Origin of the sequence: Acinetobacter sp. IK23, from assembly GCF_035615275.1 — a bacterium.
Lineage (GTDB): Bacteria > Pseudomonadota > Gammaproteobacteria > Pseudomonadales > Moraxellaceae > Acinetobacter > Acinetobacter seifertii.
In genome coordinates, this window is the sequence record NZ_JANBNX010000010.1 from 96,835 (window position 1) to 112,960 (window position 16,126).

The following is a 16,126-nucleotide window of genomic DNA, read 5'->3' on the forward strand; positions in this document are numbered from 1 at the left end:
AGTTCTTTTTAACTCCCAAACGGTTGTATCACCTCTTTTGTACTTATTTCCAATCGGCTTGTTTGAGTTGGTTGCGGTGGACTTTTGCTTTTATAAAGACGTTTTTATAAACAGCAGATGAGGCAAAAGAAAGATTGTAAAAGATATCGATATATAAAAGTAAATCGTACTTTTGATATCACAAGATGGAATTTAAAGGGTCTAAAGCTTTAAAAGGGCTGAAGATTTTATAAATAAATCAAAACATTGTTATTGCAAGGTTTTGGTTGCTGAATAATAAAGACTGCGGATTTATCACATCTGAGTCTGTATAGGTAAATAGGAAAAAAGATGTCAGATCTTTCATACGTAAACGAACATAGCGATGCATGGCAAACTTACTTGGCACAAATTGACCGTGTTGCTCCGTACTTAGACCACTTAGCTGAGTTTATCGACACATTAAAACGTCCAAAGCGTGCGCTTATTGTTGACGTGCCAATCGTAATGGATGACGGTTCTATTCAGCACTTTGAAGGTTACCGTGTACAACACAACTTGTCTCGTGGTCCTGGTAAAGGTGGTGTACGTTACCATCCAAACGTTGATTTAAATGAAGTGATGGCGTTATCTGCATGGATGACAATTAAAACTGCTGTTTTGAACTTGCCATTTGGCGGTGCAAAAGGTGGTATCCGTGTTGACCCACGTAAACTTTCAAATCGCGAATTAGAACGTTTAACTCGCCGTTATACGACTGAAATCGGTCACATTATCGGGCCTCAAAAAGATATCCCAGCTCCAGACGTTGGTACAAATGCCAATATCATGGGTTGGATGATGGATACTTACTCTACAAGCCAAGGTTATACAGTAACTGGTGTTGTAACTGGTAAGCCAGTTCACTTAGGTGGTTCTTTAGGTCGTGTTAAAGCGACTGGTCGCGGTGTATTCGTTACAGGTCGCGAAGTAGCTGCAAAAATCAATTTACCAATTGAAGGCGCGAAAATCGCTGTTCAAGGTTTTGGTAACGTAGGTAGTGAAGCTGCTTTCTTGTTTGTTGAATCAAAAGCAAAAATCACTCACGTTCAAGATCACACTGGCACAATTTTCAATGCTGACGGTATTGATCTTGTTGCATTACGTGAACACGCAAATGCAAACCAAGGCGGTGTTGGTGGTTTCGCTGGCGCGCAAGCAATTGCTGATGAAGATTTCTGGACTGCAGATGTAGACATCATTATTCCTGCTGCGTTAGAAGGTCAAATCACAGTTGAACGTGCTGAAAAACTTAAAGCTAAGTTGATTTTAGAAGGTGCGAACGGCCCGACTTATCCTAAAGCTGAAGATGTTTTAGTTGAGCGTGGCATTGTTGTGGTTCCTGACGTGGTATGTAACGCCGGCGGTGTAACTGTAAGTTACTTCGAATGGGTTCAAGACATGGCGAGCTACTTCTGGACTGAAGAAGAAATCAACGAGCGTTTAGACAAGTTGATGGTTCAAGCTATGCATGACGTTTGGAATACAGCAAACAGCAATGCTTGTACTTTACGTACAGCAGCTTACATCTTGGCATGTGAGCGTATCTTAAAAGCTCGTAAAGAACGCGGTATTTTCCCAGGCTAATCTGAGGAAATTACCTTTTAGAAAAAGTGGGCTGAGTAAATATAAAGGATGTTATAGGGTTATTTTCTCAGTCCCTTTTTCTAAACAAATTAAATAAAAGACAGTAAGACAGATTAAATAAATTAAATAGATACTGAGGTAAGCATGGAACAGCCAATTTCTGTAACTCGAAGCAACTTTAATGACTGGATGGTTCCAGTTTTTGCACCGGCAAATTTCATTCCGGTACGTGGTGAAGGTTCACGTATTTGGGATCAAGAAAATAAAGAATATATCGATTTTGCAGGCGGGATTGCAGTAAACGCATTAGGTCATGCGCATCCAGTGGCAGTAAATGCATTAACAGAACAAGCAACAAAACTTTGGCATGTAGGTAACGGTTATACCAATGAACCAGTTCTACGTCTTGCTAAACAACTCACCGAAAATACATTTGCAGACAAAGTATTCTTCTGTAACTCAGGTGCAGAAGCGAATGAAGCAGCTTTAAAGCTTGCTCGTAAAGTTGGACTTGATAGCGGTGTGGCAGGTAAAAGCGGCATTGTGGCATTTAACAATGCGTTCCATGGCCGTACTTTATTTACCGTTTCAGCAGGTGGTCAGCCAAAATACTCACAAGACTTCGCACCACTTCCAAATGGTATCAACCATGTTGCCTTTAATGATTTAGAAGCTGCAAAAGCAGCCATTAACGAACAAACATGTGCAGTCATTGTTGAGCCGATCCAAGGTGAAGGTGGCGTTATTCCTGCTGACATCGAATTTTTAAAAGGTTTGCGTGCGCTGTGTGATGAGTTTGGTGCGTTACTTATTTTTGATGAAGTACAAACAGGTGTAGGCCGTACAGGTTCACTTTATGCTTACATGAACTCAGGTGTTACTCCAGATATTCTTACCACTGCAAAAGCATTAGGCGGTGGTTTCCCAGTGGGTGCAATGTTAACGACTGATAAATTTGCGACGCATTTTTCAGTAGGTACGCACGGTACAACTTATGGCGGTAACCCGTTGGCAAGTGCTGTTGCTGGCGCAGTATTTGAGTTTATTAATACGCCAGAAGTGCTTGATGGTGTAAAACACCGTCATCAATATTTCCTTGATGCATTAAATACTTTAAATGCTGAATATCAAGTTTTTGATGAAATTCGTGGTCAAGGATTATTGATTGGTTGCGTATTAAAAGCTGAATATGCTGGTAAAGCAAAAGACATTACGACTTGGGCAGGCGAAGAAGGATTACTTGCTTTAATTGCTGGACCAAACGTGGTTCGTTTTACTCCATCTCTTATTATTCCTGAACAAGATATTGATGAAGGGATTGCTCGTTTAAAAAGAGCTTTGGCAAAGTTGGCTAAATAAAAAAAAGGAAAGCTAGCCATGATGATTGTCCGTCATGCCGAGTTTCGAGACCTTGAAGATATTTATAAATTAGCAGGTAAGTCAGGTGTTGGCCTGACTTCCTTGCCACAAAATATGGATACGCTTTCGGCTCGAATTTCACGTACTCGCAATACTTTAAATGGTAATGTCCATAAGAGCGAACAAGGTTATTTGTTTGTTCTTGAAGATACAGAAGCTCAACGTGTTATTGGGGTGAGTGCAATTGAGGTTGCTGTAGGTTTAATCGAACCTTGGTACAACTTTCATGTAGGAACACAAGTTCACGCTTCAAAAGCATTAAATGTCTACAAATCATTACCGACATTATTTTTAAGTAATGACAGAACGGGAAGCAGTGAGCTCTGTACATTATTTTTAGATCCAGAACGTCGTGAGAATCAAAACGGTAAATTTTTATCAAAAATCCGTTTTATGTTTATTGCTGCTTTTAAGCAATATTTCGAGAAAAAACTCATTGCTGAAATGCGTGGTTTTTCTGATGAAAATGGATGTTCGCCTTTCTGGGATGCGATTGGGCACCATTTCTTCAATATGGATTTCTCCACAGCAGACTATTTAAGTGGAATTGGTCAAAAAGTTTTTATTGCGGAACTTATGCCACGTTTTCCAGTTTATGTAGATCTCTTGCCAAAAGACGCGCAAGAAGTAATTGGAAAAATGCATCCACATACTCTGCCTGCTTATCATGTGCTTGAGTCTGAAGGTTTACGTTATCAAGGATATGTCGATATTTTTGATGCAGGCCCAACGATTGAAGCCAATATTGATGAGTTGCGCGCAGTAAAAGAAAGCCAATTTTTAACTGTCAAAATTACAAATGACGCAACGGTAGGTAAAACACAATATCTTGTTGCCAATGATAATTATCACGACTATCGAGCCATGTTAATGAAGCTTGATCTCGTAGATAGCACTCTAAATTTAACCCATGAACAAGCTGAGAAACTCGGTGTACAAGAAGGCCACGCTGTTCGTGTGTTATCACTAAATCCTATGGAAGTATCCTGATGTCAAACTCTTTATTTATAAACGGTGTCTGGTTACAAGGCAGCGGTACAACATTTGTAAAAACAAATCCGGTTGATAACCAAACTGTATGGTCAGGTGGTGAAGCTACAGCCGTTGATGTTGATAAAGCTTGCCAAGCTGCACGTACAGCATTTCCTGCATGGGCACGTTTACCTCTTGCTGAGCGCGTTGCGATTATAGAAAAGTTTGCAAAGCTGCTTGAAGAAAATAAAAAACATTTAGCAGAAGTCATCAGCCAAGAAACCAGCAAACCTTTTTGGGAAACCTTAACTGAAGTTCAGTCAATGATTGGCAAGGTTGCGATTTCGATTCGTGCTTATCACCAGCGTACTGGCGAAAGCTCAACTGAAATGGCAGATGGCGTGGCATCCCTACGTCACCGTCCACATGGTGTACTTGCAGTTTTTGGTCCATATAACTTCCCGGGCCATTTACCAAATGGACATATTGTTCCTGCATTACTTGCGGGCAACACAGTTGTATTTAAACCAAGTGAGTTAACACCTTGGACTGCTGAAGAAACTGTAAAACTTTGGCAACAAGCTGGTTTGCCAAATGGTGTAATGAACTTAGTTCAAGGTGGTCGTACTACTGGCGAAGCGCTGGCTGCTTCACATGAAATCGATGGTCTATTGTTTACTGGAAGTGCAAACACTGGTTATCACTTGCATAAGCAAATGGCAGGTGCGCCTGAGAAAATTCTTGCACTTGAAATGGGTGGCAATAATGCATTGATTATCGATGAAATTATTGATGTCGATGCTGTGGTTAATCTGGCTATTCAATCTGCATTTGTTTCGGCGGGTCAGCGTTGTACATGTGCGCGCCGCATCTTGGTAAAAAACGGTGCTGAAGGTGATGCATTTATTCAACGTTTTGTTGAGGTTGCTAAAAACCTGAAAGTGGGTCGCTGGAATGATGAACAACAACCATTTATGGGTGGTGTAATTTCATCAGTTGCTGCGACAAATATGATGAATGCTCAGCAAAAGTTACTTGAACTGGGTGCAAAAAGTTTATTAGCAATGACTCGTCCACAAGAAGACAGTTCGCTACTGACTCCGGGCATTGTTGATGTAACAGGTGTGGCTGGTATTCCAGATGAAGAATATTTTGGCCCGCTTACGACCATTCAACGTTATGACAGCTTTGATGAAGCATTGAAAATTGCTATTGCAACACGTTTCGGCTTGTCAGTTGGTTTGGTTTCTCCAAAACGTGAACTGTTTGATGACTTACTCATTGAAGCACGTGCCGGTATTGTGAACTGGAATAAGCCATTAACAGGTGCTTCAAGTGCCGCACCATTTGGTGGTGTTGGAGCGTCAGGCAACCACCGTGCAAGTGCATTTTATGCTGCTGACTACTGCGCTTGGCCAATGGCTTCACTTGAAAGTGAAAGCTTAAGTTTGCCAGAAAAATTATCTCCAGGGATTGTGTTGCCTTAAACACTAGGGAAAGAAAAAATGAAAGGATATGAAGTAAATTTCGATGGTTTAGTGGGACCAACACATCACTATGCGGGTTTGTCTTTTGGTAATGAAGCATCAACCAAAAACCGCAATAATACCTCGAACCCAAAATTAGCGGCGAAACAAGGCTTATTAAAAATGAAAGCCTTGGCTGATATGGGAATGAAACAAGGTGTACTTGCTCCGCATGAACGTCCACATGTTCCAATGTTACGCCGTTTAGGTTTTACAGGAGATGACATTAGTGTTGTTGCTCAAGCAATGCGTCATTCACCTGAATTGTTATCATCTTTAAGCTCAGCTTCTCCAATGTGGACTGCAAATGCTGCGACAGTTTCACCTTCGGCTGATAGCCAAGATGAGCGCGTGCATTTTACTGCGGCTAACCTGAACAATAAATTTCACCGTTCAATTGAAGCTGAAACTACAAGCCAAGTTTTACAAGCGATCTTTAAAAATGAGCGTCACTTTGTACACCACGAAGCTTTACCGCAAGTGGCTTTGTTCGGTGATGAAGGGGCAGCAAATCACAATCGTTTAGGTGGTGATTATGCTAAGCGCGGTATTCAGGTGTTTGTTTATGGTCAACAACATTTAAATAATGGCTTACCGGGACCAAAGCGCTATCCAGCACGTCAGACGCGTGAAGCGAGTGAAGCTATTGCACGTTTGCATCGTTTAGATGATGCACATACGGTTTTTGTTCAACAAAATCCTGATGTAATTGATCAGGGCGTTTTCCATAACGATGTGATCGCGGTAAGTAACCAACAGGTTTTATTCCACCATCAACATGCCTTTTTAAATCAAGATCAAGCTTTTGCTGAAATTCGTCAAAAAATGGCAAGCATTGGTGAAGACTTTATTTCGATTGAAGTGCCTGAAAACCGCGTTACTGTAGACGATGCTGTTGCTACTTATTTGTTTAATAGCCAGATTTTGACTCGTCCAGATGGCGGTATGACGATTGTTGTGCCAGAAGAATCTCGTCAAAATGCAGCAGTGTGGGGCTACTTGAACGATATGATTCAAATGGGCACACCAATTGATGCGATTCAGGTATATGACTTACGTGAAAGTATGCGTAATGGTGGTGGACCAGCATGTTTGCGTTTACGTGTGGCTTTGAACGAAACTGAATTAAATGCTGTAAATCCAAAAGTATTAATGAATGATCAATTGTTTGGAACGCTCAATCAATGGGTTGATAAACATTATCGTGATCGTTTAGCGCAAGAAGATTTAGCAGATCCGCACCTACTTATGGAAAGCCGTATGGCACTTGATGAACTCACCAAAATTTTAGGTTTGGGTTCGGTTTATCCTTTCCAAAAATAATGAGGAGGTGACATGCAAGATTTTCTAGCATTAACCTTACAGGGTGAGCAGCCTACAACTCGCGAAGGAAAGCAAGAAAACTTTTCTTGGCGTTGGCTAGGTGAAGGACTTCTTGAATGTACGCCACATGTACAGTACGACAAAGCTGTCGTACTGTCAGCAGGGGTACATGGTAATGAAACAGCACCAATTGAGTTGTTGTCTCAACTTTGCACCGATTTATTTGCAGGTCGTTTAAACCTTGCTGTGAGGTTGCTGCTTGTATTGGGTAATCCGTATGCAATGCGCCAAGGCAAGCGTTATGTATATGACGATGTAAACCGAATGTTTTGTGGTGGGTATAAAACTCTACCTGTAACAGAAGAGTCTAAGCGAGCTGAGGTTTTAGAGCATGCAGTAGCCACTTTCTTTCAGGAAAGTGCGAGTAATGCTAAGCGCTATCACTATGATTTGCACACCGCAATTCGCGCTTCTTTGTTACCCACTTTTGCTTTATTGCCTTATCAAACACATGACTATGATGCTGATTTGATAGCGAGTCTTGAAGCTGCCGATTTAGATGCTCTGGTTTATCATCGTGCTGCGGGTAAAACATTTACACATTTTACTAGCGAGAGCTTTAAAGCTGCGAGCGCAACCTTAGAGTTAGGTAAAGCCTTGCCATTTGGACAAAATGACTTAAGTCAGTTTGCTGCAATTGATGAAGTCATTCGTAATGTGGTTTCTGAACAAGTTTTACCGACGCGACATAAATCGAAAATTCGAGTGTTTCAGGTGTCTGATTCTTTAATTAAAAAAGATGAAGATTTTCAAATGAACTTATCGGCTGAGGCTCCAAACTTTTCGACATTTACGAAAGGTGAAATCATTACCATGCAACCTTCTGGGAATTATGTGGTTGAGCAAGATCAAGTCTGGATTTTATTTCCAAACCCAAATGTGAAAATTGGTTTGCGCGCTGGTTTGGTTTTAACTGAAACTCTTTAAATGACTAATTTAAAGTAAATAAAAAAGGGCAATTGATTGCCCTTTTTTATTGCTAGCTTTAATTAGTTAGTACCGAAAAGACCTTTCATGAAAGATTTCTTTTCAGTTTTTTGGGTAGAGCCTTGAGCACCTGCATTTAAGTTTGCATTTGCACTAACTCCAACTGGGGCAACATTAACACCAACGTTTACACCTGTTTGAGCATTAATCGCGTGCGCTGATTGAGCTGTATTTAATTTTGCTTGAGCATCAGCTTTGGTGTCAGCCACTAATTCTTTTTGCTCAGCTTGATTTTGAGCTACGCGAGCTTTAACTGCATCTACACGTGCTTGAGCATTAGCTTGTTTTTCAGCAGTAAACTCTTTTTGTTCAGCTTCATGTGCTGCTACTTTAGTTTTTACCGCATTTAAATGTGCTTTTGTATCAGCTTTCGCTTCAACGGCTAGATTTTTAGTACCGTTTGCAGCTTTAGTCGCTACATTTTTAGTACCTGTAGCAGCTTCGGTAGCAAAGTGTTTTGTACCATTTGCAGCTTTAGAAGAAAGTTGAGTCACTTTTCCAGTTGTTTTTTTAGTTGCTTTAACTGTAGTGTCAGCAGCAACATGACCAGCATGCTTTGCTGTGCTACCTACAGTATGTGCAGTACTTGTGACTGTGTTGGCTACGCCACTAACAAGACCACCCGGTTGTACATTTACTTGGGCAGAAGCGTCTGCATTAATGCCCCCACTTTGTGCAAAAATAGAAGCAGAGGCAAGAACACTTGCAGTCACGATAGCTGTTCTCATCATTTTCATTGCGATATCCTTCAAAGAATATACCTTTTTAGTGAGGTATTTCATAAACGCAATCGCATCATAGTCAAACCTTGCTTTGCTTAGGAATAGACTTCATCAAAACCTTACAACAGTATTACAGTCACTAAACAGATGAGAGAGAAATTGTGGAGAAAAGAAAATATTAATAATAAAGTGAAATAGATATCGATATTTGACTGTTTAAAAAGCTAATAAAAAATAACTTCTCTCATTTTTTAGAAATACAAATATTTAAACTTATTCAACACGACCATTTTTTTATATCTATAAAGAAGATTTTCTTTTCTTTTTTTAATCGAGATAACGGCATAGTTATTGCTTATTATGAGAATAAGGTGCTTTTTGGAACTTTTTTGAACCCTATTCTGCCAGAAATATAAATGCACTGGGCAGAACAGTATTTTTGTTTATTCGGGAAAAAGAATTTTAGTGTTCCTCGGGCTTACATGTTTTATGAAATGAAATTTCACATGACATATATCCCAAGAAATGACGCTTTATTTCGAATAATCAAAAATAAATAGAGATGTCTATAAACAAAAAAACAGAGATCTTAAATGATGAAAATTATTGCTTCCCTTGTCATATTACTCGGCTTAGTCGCCGTTGTTCTCTATTTTAAGCCATCAAGCGGTGCATCAGATGTGATGAATTCTACTTTGCACAAGTCGAATCCATCGCAATCAGACACTTCATCTTTACATTCCCAACTTAAGGAGCCTGTTCAACCTAAAAATGTATCTTTAAATTCTACTCAACCTAAACCAGTATCCGCAGATACTGTTCCTTTATATGACACAAAAAGTGATCTTTCGATTCAACCGATTGATCCAGAAAAAGATCCTGCTAATGAAATTAAAACACTTTAAATAATCTAGTTTTCTTTATCCAAGAAATACTAGATGTTCAAAAGTTCTTTACCAAAGAACAATGGAGAAAAAAATGCAAAATAAACTAATTTTCACATTAGGTGCATGTGTACTTTTTAGTAGCACAGTTTCTGCTGCACCGCTTCAAGCCGCTCAAGCAAAACAACAACTGACTGAAACAGCGAAAAATAAAGTTTCGAAAAGTAGAATTGATTTGAATGCACTTGTAACCAATGATTCAAATGATTTAATTGTTGAATATAATTTGCAAGAAGAGGCTTTACCGCCTGGGGAACAGAAAAGGCAATATATTGCTAATAATCGAACTTTATTTAAAAATAAATTTACAAAAAGTGCTGGGGTTCAAACTTTGCGTGAATTTAATGGACTTCCAATAGGACTTTATCGAATTTCAAATAGAGAAACTTTGGTGAAATTATTAAATGATCCGACCGTAAAAGCAGTTTATCCTAATCGTATTAACCAAGCGACTACTATGCAAAGTTTACCTCTGATTAATCAACCACAAGCCAGTTCTAACGGTTTCTCAGGTAAAGACAGTAGCGTTATGGTCATTGATACAGGCGTAAACTATTTACACCCTGATTTCGGTGGTTGTACTGCTGTAGGCTCGCCATCTACATGTAAAGTTATTGCTGCTTTTGATACAGCTCCAGAGGACAATCAATTAGATGACGGTGGTCATGGAACTAATGTAGCGGCAATTGTGGGAAAAGTGGCTCCAGCGACAAAGCTTATCGTTGCAGATAGCTTTAGAAAAGTCGTAGTAAATGGTCAGGTTGGTGATACTGCATATGATTCGGATATAATTGCTGGAATTAACTGGGCTATTAATAATGCCAATACCTACAAAATTAAAGCAGTAAACTTGAGCTTAGGCGTTCCGAATCAGAAGTACACTTCGGAATGTCCAAATTCAGGTTACGCAACTGTATTTGCAAATGCTCGTGCGGCAGGTATCGTTCCTGTAGTTGCAGCCGGTAATGATGGTTTTGCTGATGGGGTATCGAGTCCAGCTTGTACACCAGGAGCAGTTCGAGTTGGTGCTGTATATGATAGTAATGTTGGTGGTTTGGCATGGGGTGGTACCCCACCAACATGTATTGATAGAACAACAGCAGCTGATCAAGTAGCATGCTTTAGTAATGGTGGTAAGCTTCTAACCTTATTGGCACCGGGAGCAATGATTACTGCAGGTGGTTATACCATGGGTGGGACTTCTCAGGCTGCACCACATGTTGCAGGTGCTATCGCGGCTTTAAGGGGAGGGGTGTCATCGACAGAAACAATTGACCAAACAATAAATCGGTTAAAAACTACAGGTAAGCCTATTACTGATCGAAGATCAGGTTTGGTTTTCCCTCGTATTGATTTACTGGCTGCAACAAATGGTTTAACTATTAATTAAATAGCATATTTATAATTTTTTATTAGGTCCAAGAAATTTGAATGGCTATGGCCCGTTGCAGAAAACTGCCTCTGCAACGGGTTTTTTATGGAAAATCTTTAATCACATTTTGCTAAATTGGCTTTACTAAAATTGCTTTGGAGCTTTTTAAAATTATTTTGAATTGCTGGATCTTGAATATTAAAAGTGGTCGAGCTTTTTGTTGTTGAGTTGGTGGCTTGACTTAGTATGCCAGATGAGTCGGGATATTGTTCGGTAAATGATTGAGCTGAAATCAGGCCTTTATTATTAAAAATCCAGTGCTCAGTGACTTGGCCTCCACCTAAGTAACCCGTAAATTCGATCATACAAGCTTGCTTATCATGTTTAATGAGCTTGGCTACATTACCTGTGGTGGTTGGATAAGCTTCAATATTGGTGTCTTGTTCTAAAACCTTTGATTGAGAATAAGAAGAAACAGATTTAGTAGTTGCGCATGCAGATAGTGCGATACAGCATAGTGTTGAAAAGAGAAGTTTTTGACTATTCATAAGGCAGATTCCTAGCTCTTTGTAATGGTAGTATTTCTTTTTAAACGTATACATTTCTATGAGCGCGAAGTAATCGCGCTATTCGTCGGACTCAATTTTAATTAGTCGTCGTACTAGACTTACTTAACTCACCTTGTTCGATCGGAATGTTTTCACCATTTCGGCTACTGGTGATATTTTGTTTAGCCTGTTCTATTTTCTCTTCAGTATATGCTTTTGCAGTATCTACTTTTTGCTGGGCAACTTCTGATTTTTCAGCTGTAAATTCTTTAGTGCTTTGCCATTTTTCACTAATTTTATTCGACGTATTTTCAGACGCACCTTGAATAGAGTTCCCTAGGTTTTGTATACCTTTTCCTGTTTTATATAACAACACACGACCTAAACTTGGATTATCACCATAAGGTTGAGCTTTAGACGTTGTCTCATTTGTAGGTTGAGGCTGTGTTGTTTCAGCAAAGAGCGTCGATGAAGCCAATATAGAGCTTGTAATACATAAAACTTTTAAGGTTTTCATTTGGTTCAAACTCCCCAATGACTGTCAAAATATCAAGTGCTGATCTTACTGTTAAAAATAAACCTTGTGCAGCAATGAGATAAAACCCATACGATTTGATTACGATAAATCATCATTTCAAATATACTTAAATAGCTTATCTAAATTCCTAGAATGATCTGGAGCTTCAGGTGATACAAAATATAGAATTAAAATGGTTATATGATCTGATCATTCTAGAAAAATACCGAAATTTTACAATAGCTTCTGATATTAGAAATATTTCACAGTCTTCTCTAAGCCGCCGTATTCAGGCTCTAGAAAATAGTTTGGGATTTGAGGTTTTTGACCGAGAAACTTCGCCGTTACAGCTCACAGAAAAGGGTAAGCTTTTTGTTCTGCACGCCAGAAATTTGCTAGATGATTTTGAGTTCAATATAGATCGAATTAAAGGTGACAATCATGTTAGAAGTAAAGTCACTATTGCTTCTGCACACTCTTTGGCAGGTTATATTTTTCCTAAAATTTTAGGAAATTTAAAAAACTACCAAGAAAAGATTTTTCATGTTGAAGCCATTAACGTAAATGAAACCGTAGATTCTCTTAAAAATGGTCAATGTGACTTTATCGCATCTTTTTATGATGATGATCTTATGAATCCACAATTCTTGTGTCATAAATTATTTTCAGCAAAGCTTTATTTAGTCACTGCACCTAATCATTTAGGTCGTCCCAAATATTCACTCGAAGATGCTTCAGTTCCGCTCATGAATTACACCGACGATAGTTACATGGGTAAAAAAGTAAATAAGTTTCTACAAGAGCATCATTCAGATAAATTTGAGACAAACTTTGTGTCTTCAATGAGTTTATTGCTTAAAGACATGATCAAAGGTGGGTATGGAGTAGGGTGGTTACCCGATTACAGTATTCAAGATGAGCTTGAAAAAAATCAACTTTTGATTGTGCCTTTGAAAGATTCAGTCTTATCTGTAGATATTTATTTATATCGTAGTAGTGCGAGGCTCAATACAGCTTCTGAAAGTTTATGGAGTTTTATTAAGGCAATTGATTGGACAATTGCCTAAACTATTTTATGCATAAGTTGCATTATCTTTTATTTAGCTATGCAACTTTTGCTATGGGAGCGTTTTGATACCACGCAATCGCATTTTTAATGAGTACGTCGGTTGTGTCTATGAATAGTTCAGGATAAGCCTCAATACTTTCTTCTAAAATGAGAGGTATTTCTGTACAAGCCAACAGGAATTTTATATTTCTCTTGTTATTGTAAAAATTAATAACTGCCTTCATCATTTCTCTAGCTTGTTGAATATTTCCTGCTTTGTATTGGTAAATACTTTGCATTACTTTATTTTGCATTTCGGCAGAAGGAGTAGAGAAACCAATACTATTTTCAATAAACTGGCTTTGATAAAGCTCGGTGTTTATTGTGGCAGATGTGGCAAGAATACACACCTCATCAATTTGACTATCTTGAATAAAATGAACCGCGGACTCAATGATACTGATCATTTTAGTTTGGGTGCGCTTTTGTAGTTGGTTAAACCAGAAATGAGCAGTATTACAAGGAATAATGATACAACCGACTTGTGCTGCTTCTAAGATTTTAAGATATTCAGCCATTTTTTCGAGTGGTTTATCATCATGATTTATAATGGATTGAGTTCTATCGGGAATATCTGGGATAGAAACTGTAACGACAGGAATATGTTCTTGATCACAATGTGCTGGTGTATTTTTAATAATTTTATTCATAGCATCAATCGTAGCTTGTGGTCCCATGCCACCTAAAATTCCAATTGCTTTATTCATGTTGAGCGACTCAAAAAATTCTATAGGTTTAGAATGAGCGTATTTTTATTAGGATCATTGCAAAAAGCGGATGGTTTATGCAGATTCTATTTCTAAATCAAAAATTAATTTAATTTAAAGTATTTGTTTTATAAATATAAAATTTAAATTTCTGAAATTTGGTTATGCTTTTTATGCATGACAATTTTATATAAAGCATAGAATTTTGCATGGATAGTTTGTTTCAGGCAAAAATCTAAATGATAAATTCAGACTTAATTAAGTCTAAAAACATATCTCTCGCTTTGTGATTGCTTACATTTTTGTGCCAGAAAAAATGGTTTTGCATAAAGGCAAGGTGTTCAAATTTATAGCCTCGAATATTGGTTAAATTTTTATATTGCTCAAAAAGACTCTTCGGCACTAAAGACACACCAGAGCCTGCACTCACGCAACCAATAATCGTGGCATAACTGGTAATGCTGGTGATGGGAAGTGAAATATTCTTGAGTTTAAGCCAATCTTCGAGAGCTGCACGGTAAGGGCAGCCTTCAGTCCACATAAAAATTTCCTTACCAATCAAATCTTCTTGGCAGTGGATTTCACCGAAAGATTCTGGGGCAATTAAAATAATTTCTTCTTGATAAATACCAAGCTTATTTAACATTGGAAACTCGATATTACCCGCGACAATTGCACCATCGAGTTTATGCTGAGTAATATCAACTAATAGCTGTTTCCATGTGCCCGTAATAATTTGAATGGAAACCTCTGGATAGCGCTGATGATATTTCGCAAGTAAGCTAGGCAGACGAGTTGTGGCAGACGATTCAATCGCTCCAATTTTGAGTGGGCCAGAAGGTGGTGCATCAGGGTGGATACTACGTTTTGCCTCATCACATAGCGCTAAAATTTTATGGCAATAATTAAGAAAGATTTCTCCAGATGGAGTGAGGTTTAAACTTTTTCCTTCCCGATAAAACAGCGGTGCACCGAGTTCTTCTTCGAGTTGTTTAATCCGTGTCGTAATGTTGGATGGTACACAATGTAGTTGCATTGATGCCTTTGCCATTGTTCCGCATTCAACCACGGTTTGAAACATTTTTAACTGAGTAATATCCATGTTTTATCATTCACTTTTAATGAATATATGGCTCAATATAAGTTAATTTTATTCAACTATCCATGCGCATATGATGAAAGTATTCCATTTCACTAGTGCAGATTTAACATGGCAATTTCTCTTGCTGCCGAAACTCAGCCTCACGTATTTAAGCTCTATTTATGTATTGCCGTGACCGTCTTTTGTTGGGGTTATTCACCTATTGGTGTGCATAGTGCCTTGCACTCATATACACCGCAGCATATTGCCTTGCTTCGTTTTTTGATTGCATCGGTTTTCTTACTTTTGTTGATTATGAAAAAAGGCATACAGCCTTTAACGTGGAAAGATGTTCCTGCACTTGGGGTGTTAGGATTTTTCTCTGTAACGCTGCATCATTTGCTGATCAATACAGGGCAGCAATATGTGACTGCGGTCGCCTCTAGTATTTTGAGTCAATCCATTCCGCTATTCACTTTTATTATTTCAGTTTTGCTTTTTAAAGAAAAAATCAGTTTTAAACAGTGGTTATGTATTTTGCTGGGACTTTGCGGCGCGGTGTTAGTGGTCAGTGGAGATCATGGTTTTGGTGTGCCGAACCCTTACAGTTTGTTGATTGTTTTAGCTGCAATTGCATGGGGGCTATACTTTAATTTATATAAGAAATTTGCTTTAAATTATGATGCTTTGAGCATGATGTGCTACATCATTTGGTTCGGTACCATTCCTTTACTATTTTATAGTGCTCATTTACCTAGTGAAATTTTACATGCCACTTGGCAAGCCAATATGTCAGTTGTCCTATTAGGTATTTTTCCAAGTGCAATGGCGTATGTGCTTTGGGGATATGTACTTAAAAATATGCCGTTAACGATTGCATCGAATTTTTTATATTGTTCGCCTATTGTCGCAATGAGTTTGGCAGTGCTTTTCTTAAATGAAAAACCATCCATGATGGTGCTTCTGGGTGGAGTAATTATTGTGGGGAGTTTGGTGTGGATGAATTGGGGGCGAAAAAGATAGAGTCATTGCTGTTCTAAGAAGCGTTTTGCTAAATCAATCTCTGCTTCAGAGGTTTGGTGATTTTGAGGAGGAGGCAACTGGATATCTGATCCTAGACAGTATCGTGGACAACAAATCCCTCTAAATTCTTAAAATATTTCTTCTCAAAGGCTTCAGGGCTTAACCAGCCATTTGCAGAATGTCTTCTGACCCGATTGTAATAAATCTCAATA

The 16,126-nt window shown here is 38.6% G+C and carries 15 protein-coding genes and 1 pseudogene; 10 read left to right on the top strand and 6 right to left on the bottom strand.

What is annotated here, in order from left to right:
• The first annotated feature begins 330 nt into the window (after positions 1–330).
• From MSG95_RS09715 to astE, 6 genes are all read left to right on the top strand, one after another.
• On the top strand, positions 331–1,605 hold the full coding sequence (locus MSG95_RS09715; protein WP_039250558.1) for a Glu/Leu/Phe/Val family dehydrogenase: 1,275 nt from the start codon (positions 331–333) through the stop codon (positions 1,603–1,605).
• A 144-nt stretch (positions 1,606–1,749) separates the two neighbouring features.
• Complete coding sequence (locus tag MSG95_RS09720; RefSeq protein ID WP_077165151.1) at positions 1,750–2,964, top strand: aspartate aminotransferase family protein; 1,215 nt, start codon at positions 1,750–1,752, stop codon at positions 2,962–2,964.
• Between the two features lie 18 nt (positions 2,965–2,982).
• Entirely contained in the window at positions 2,983–4,014 is a 1,032-nt protein-coding gene (astA, locus tag MSG95_RS09725) for an arginine N-succinyltransferase (RefSeq protein ID WP_004705286.1), read from the top strand.
• A complete protein-coding gene (gene astD, locus MSG95_RS09730) occupies positions 4,014–5,483 on the top strand; it encodes a succinylglutamate-semialdehyde dehydrogenase (protein WP_324624764.1) in 1,470 nt (489 codons plus the stop codon). Before astA ends, astD begins: the two co-directional genes overlap by 1 nt.
• Positions 5,484–5,501: 18 nt before the next feature.
• On the top strand, positions 5,502–6,845 hold the full coding sequence (gene astB, locus MSG95_RS09735; RefSeq protein ID WP_019457827.1) for an N-succinylarginine dihydrolase: 1,344 nt from the start codon (positions 5,502–5,504) through the stop codon (positions 6,843–6,845).
• Positions 6,846–6,857: 12 nt separating this feature from the next.
• On the top strand, positions 6,858–7,832 hold the full coding sequence (gene astE, locus MSG95_RS09740) for a succinylglutamate desuccinylase (RefSeq protein WP_077165153.1): 975 nt from the start codon (positions 6,858–6,860) through the stop codon (positions 7,830–7,832).
• Positions 7,833–7,894: 62 nt separating this feature from the next.
• On the opposite strand, the gene MSG95_RS09745 is transcribed toward astE, so the two are convergent.
• Entirely contained in the window at positions 7,895–8,629 is a 735-nt protein-coding gene (locus MSG95_RS09745; protein WP_324624765.1) for a hypothetical protein, read from the bottom strand.
• A 581-nt stretch (positions 8,630–9,210) separates the two neighbouring features.
• On the opposite strand from MSG95_RS09745, the gene MSG95_RS09750 reads away from it, so the two are divergent.
• Both MSG95_RS09750 and MSG95_RS09755 read left to right on the top strand, forming a co-directional pair.
• Positions 9,211–9,519 carry a hypothetical protein gene (locus MSG95_RS09750; RefSeq protein WP_324624953.1) on the top strand — a complete coding sequence of 103 codons (309 nt, stop codon included), beginning with the start codon at positions 9,211–9,213 and terminating at the stop codon, positions 9,517–9,519.
• A gap of 73 nt (positions 9,520–9,592) precedes the next feature.
• Complete coding sequence (locus tag MSG95_RS09755) at positions 9,593–10,948, top strand: S8 family peptidase (protein ID WP_324624952.1); 1,356 nt, start codon at positions 9,593–9,595, stop codon at positions 10,946–10,948.
• 98 nt (positions 10,949–11,046) lie between these two features.
• Here the strand turns inward: MSG95_RS09755 and MSG95_RS09760 are convergent, their stop codons facing one another.
• Positions 11,047–11,478 carry a hypothetical protein gene (locus MSG95_RS09760; protein WP_019457822.1) on the bottom strand — a complete coding sequence of 144 codons (432 nt, stop codon included), beginning with the start codon at positions 11,476–11,478 and terminating at the stop codon, positions 11,047–11,049.
• Positions 11,479–11,575: 97 nt separating this feature from the next.
• Positions 11,576–11,995 (bottom strand): hypothetical protein, encoded by a 420-nt coding sequence (locus MSG95_RS09765; RefSeq protein WP_077165154.1) that lies wholly within the window; start codon positions 11,993–11,995, stop codon positions 11,576–11,578.
• A 170-nt stretch (positions 11,996–12,165) separates the two neighbouring features.
• Between MSG95_RS09765 and MSG95_RS09770 the strand changes: the two genes are divergently transcribed.
• The gene (locus tag MSG95_RS09770; protein WP_077165155.1) at positions 12,166–13,062 is read left to right on the top strand and encodes a LysR substrate-binding domain-containing protein; all 897 of its coding nucleotides are present in this window, start codon (positions 12,166–12,168) and stop codon (positions 13,060–13,062) included.
• A 37-nt stretch (positions 13,063–13,099) separates the two neighbouring features.
• Here the strand turns inward: MSG95_RS09770 and MSG95_RS09775 are convergent, their stop codons facing one another.
• The gene (locus tag MSG95_RS09775; RefSeq protein ID WP_077165156.1) at positions 13,100–13,810 is read right to left on the bottom strand and encodes an aspartate/glutamate racemase family protein; all 711 of its coding nucleotides are present in this window, start codon (positions 13,808–13,810) and stop codon (positions 13,100–13,102) included.
• A 235-nt stretch (positions 13,811–14,045) separates the two neighbouring features.
• Positions 14,046–14,912: a LysR family transcriptional regulator gene (locus MSG95_RS09780; RefSeq protein WP_077165157.1), complete on the bottom strand. Its 867-nt coding sequence runs from the start codon at positions 14,910–14,912 to the stop codon at positions 14,046–14,048.
• 108 nt (positions 14,913–15,020) lie between these two features.
• On the opposite strand from MSG95_RS09780, the gene MSG95_RS09785 reads away from it, so the two are divergent.
• Positions 15,021–15,914 carry a DMT family transporter gene (locus MSG95_RS09785; protein WP_077165158.1) on the top strand — a complete coding sequence of 298 codons (894 nt, stop codon included), beginning with the start codon at positions 15,021–15,023 and terminating at the stop codon, positions 15,912–15,914.
• A gap of 91 nt (positions 15,915–16,005) precedes the next feature.
• On the opposite strand, the pseudogene MSG95_RS09790 reads toward MSG95_RS09785, so the two are convergent.
• Positions 16,006–16,126 (bottom strand): annotated as a pseudogene (locus MSG95_RS09790) (IS3 family transposase); the annotation flags it as partial.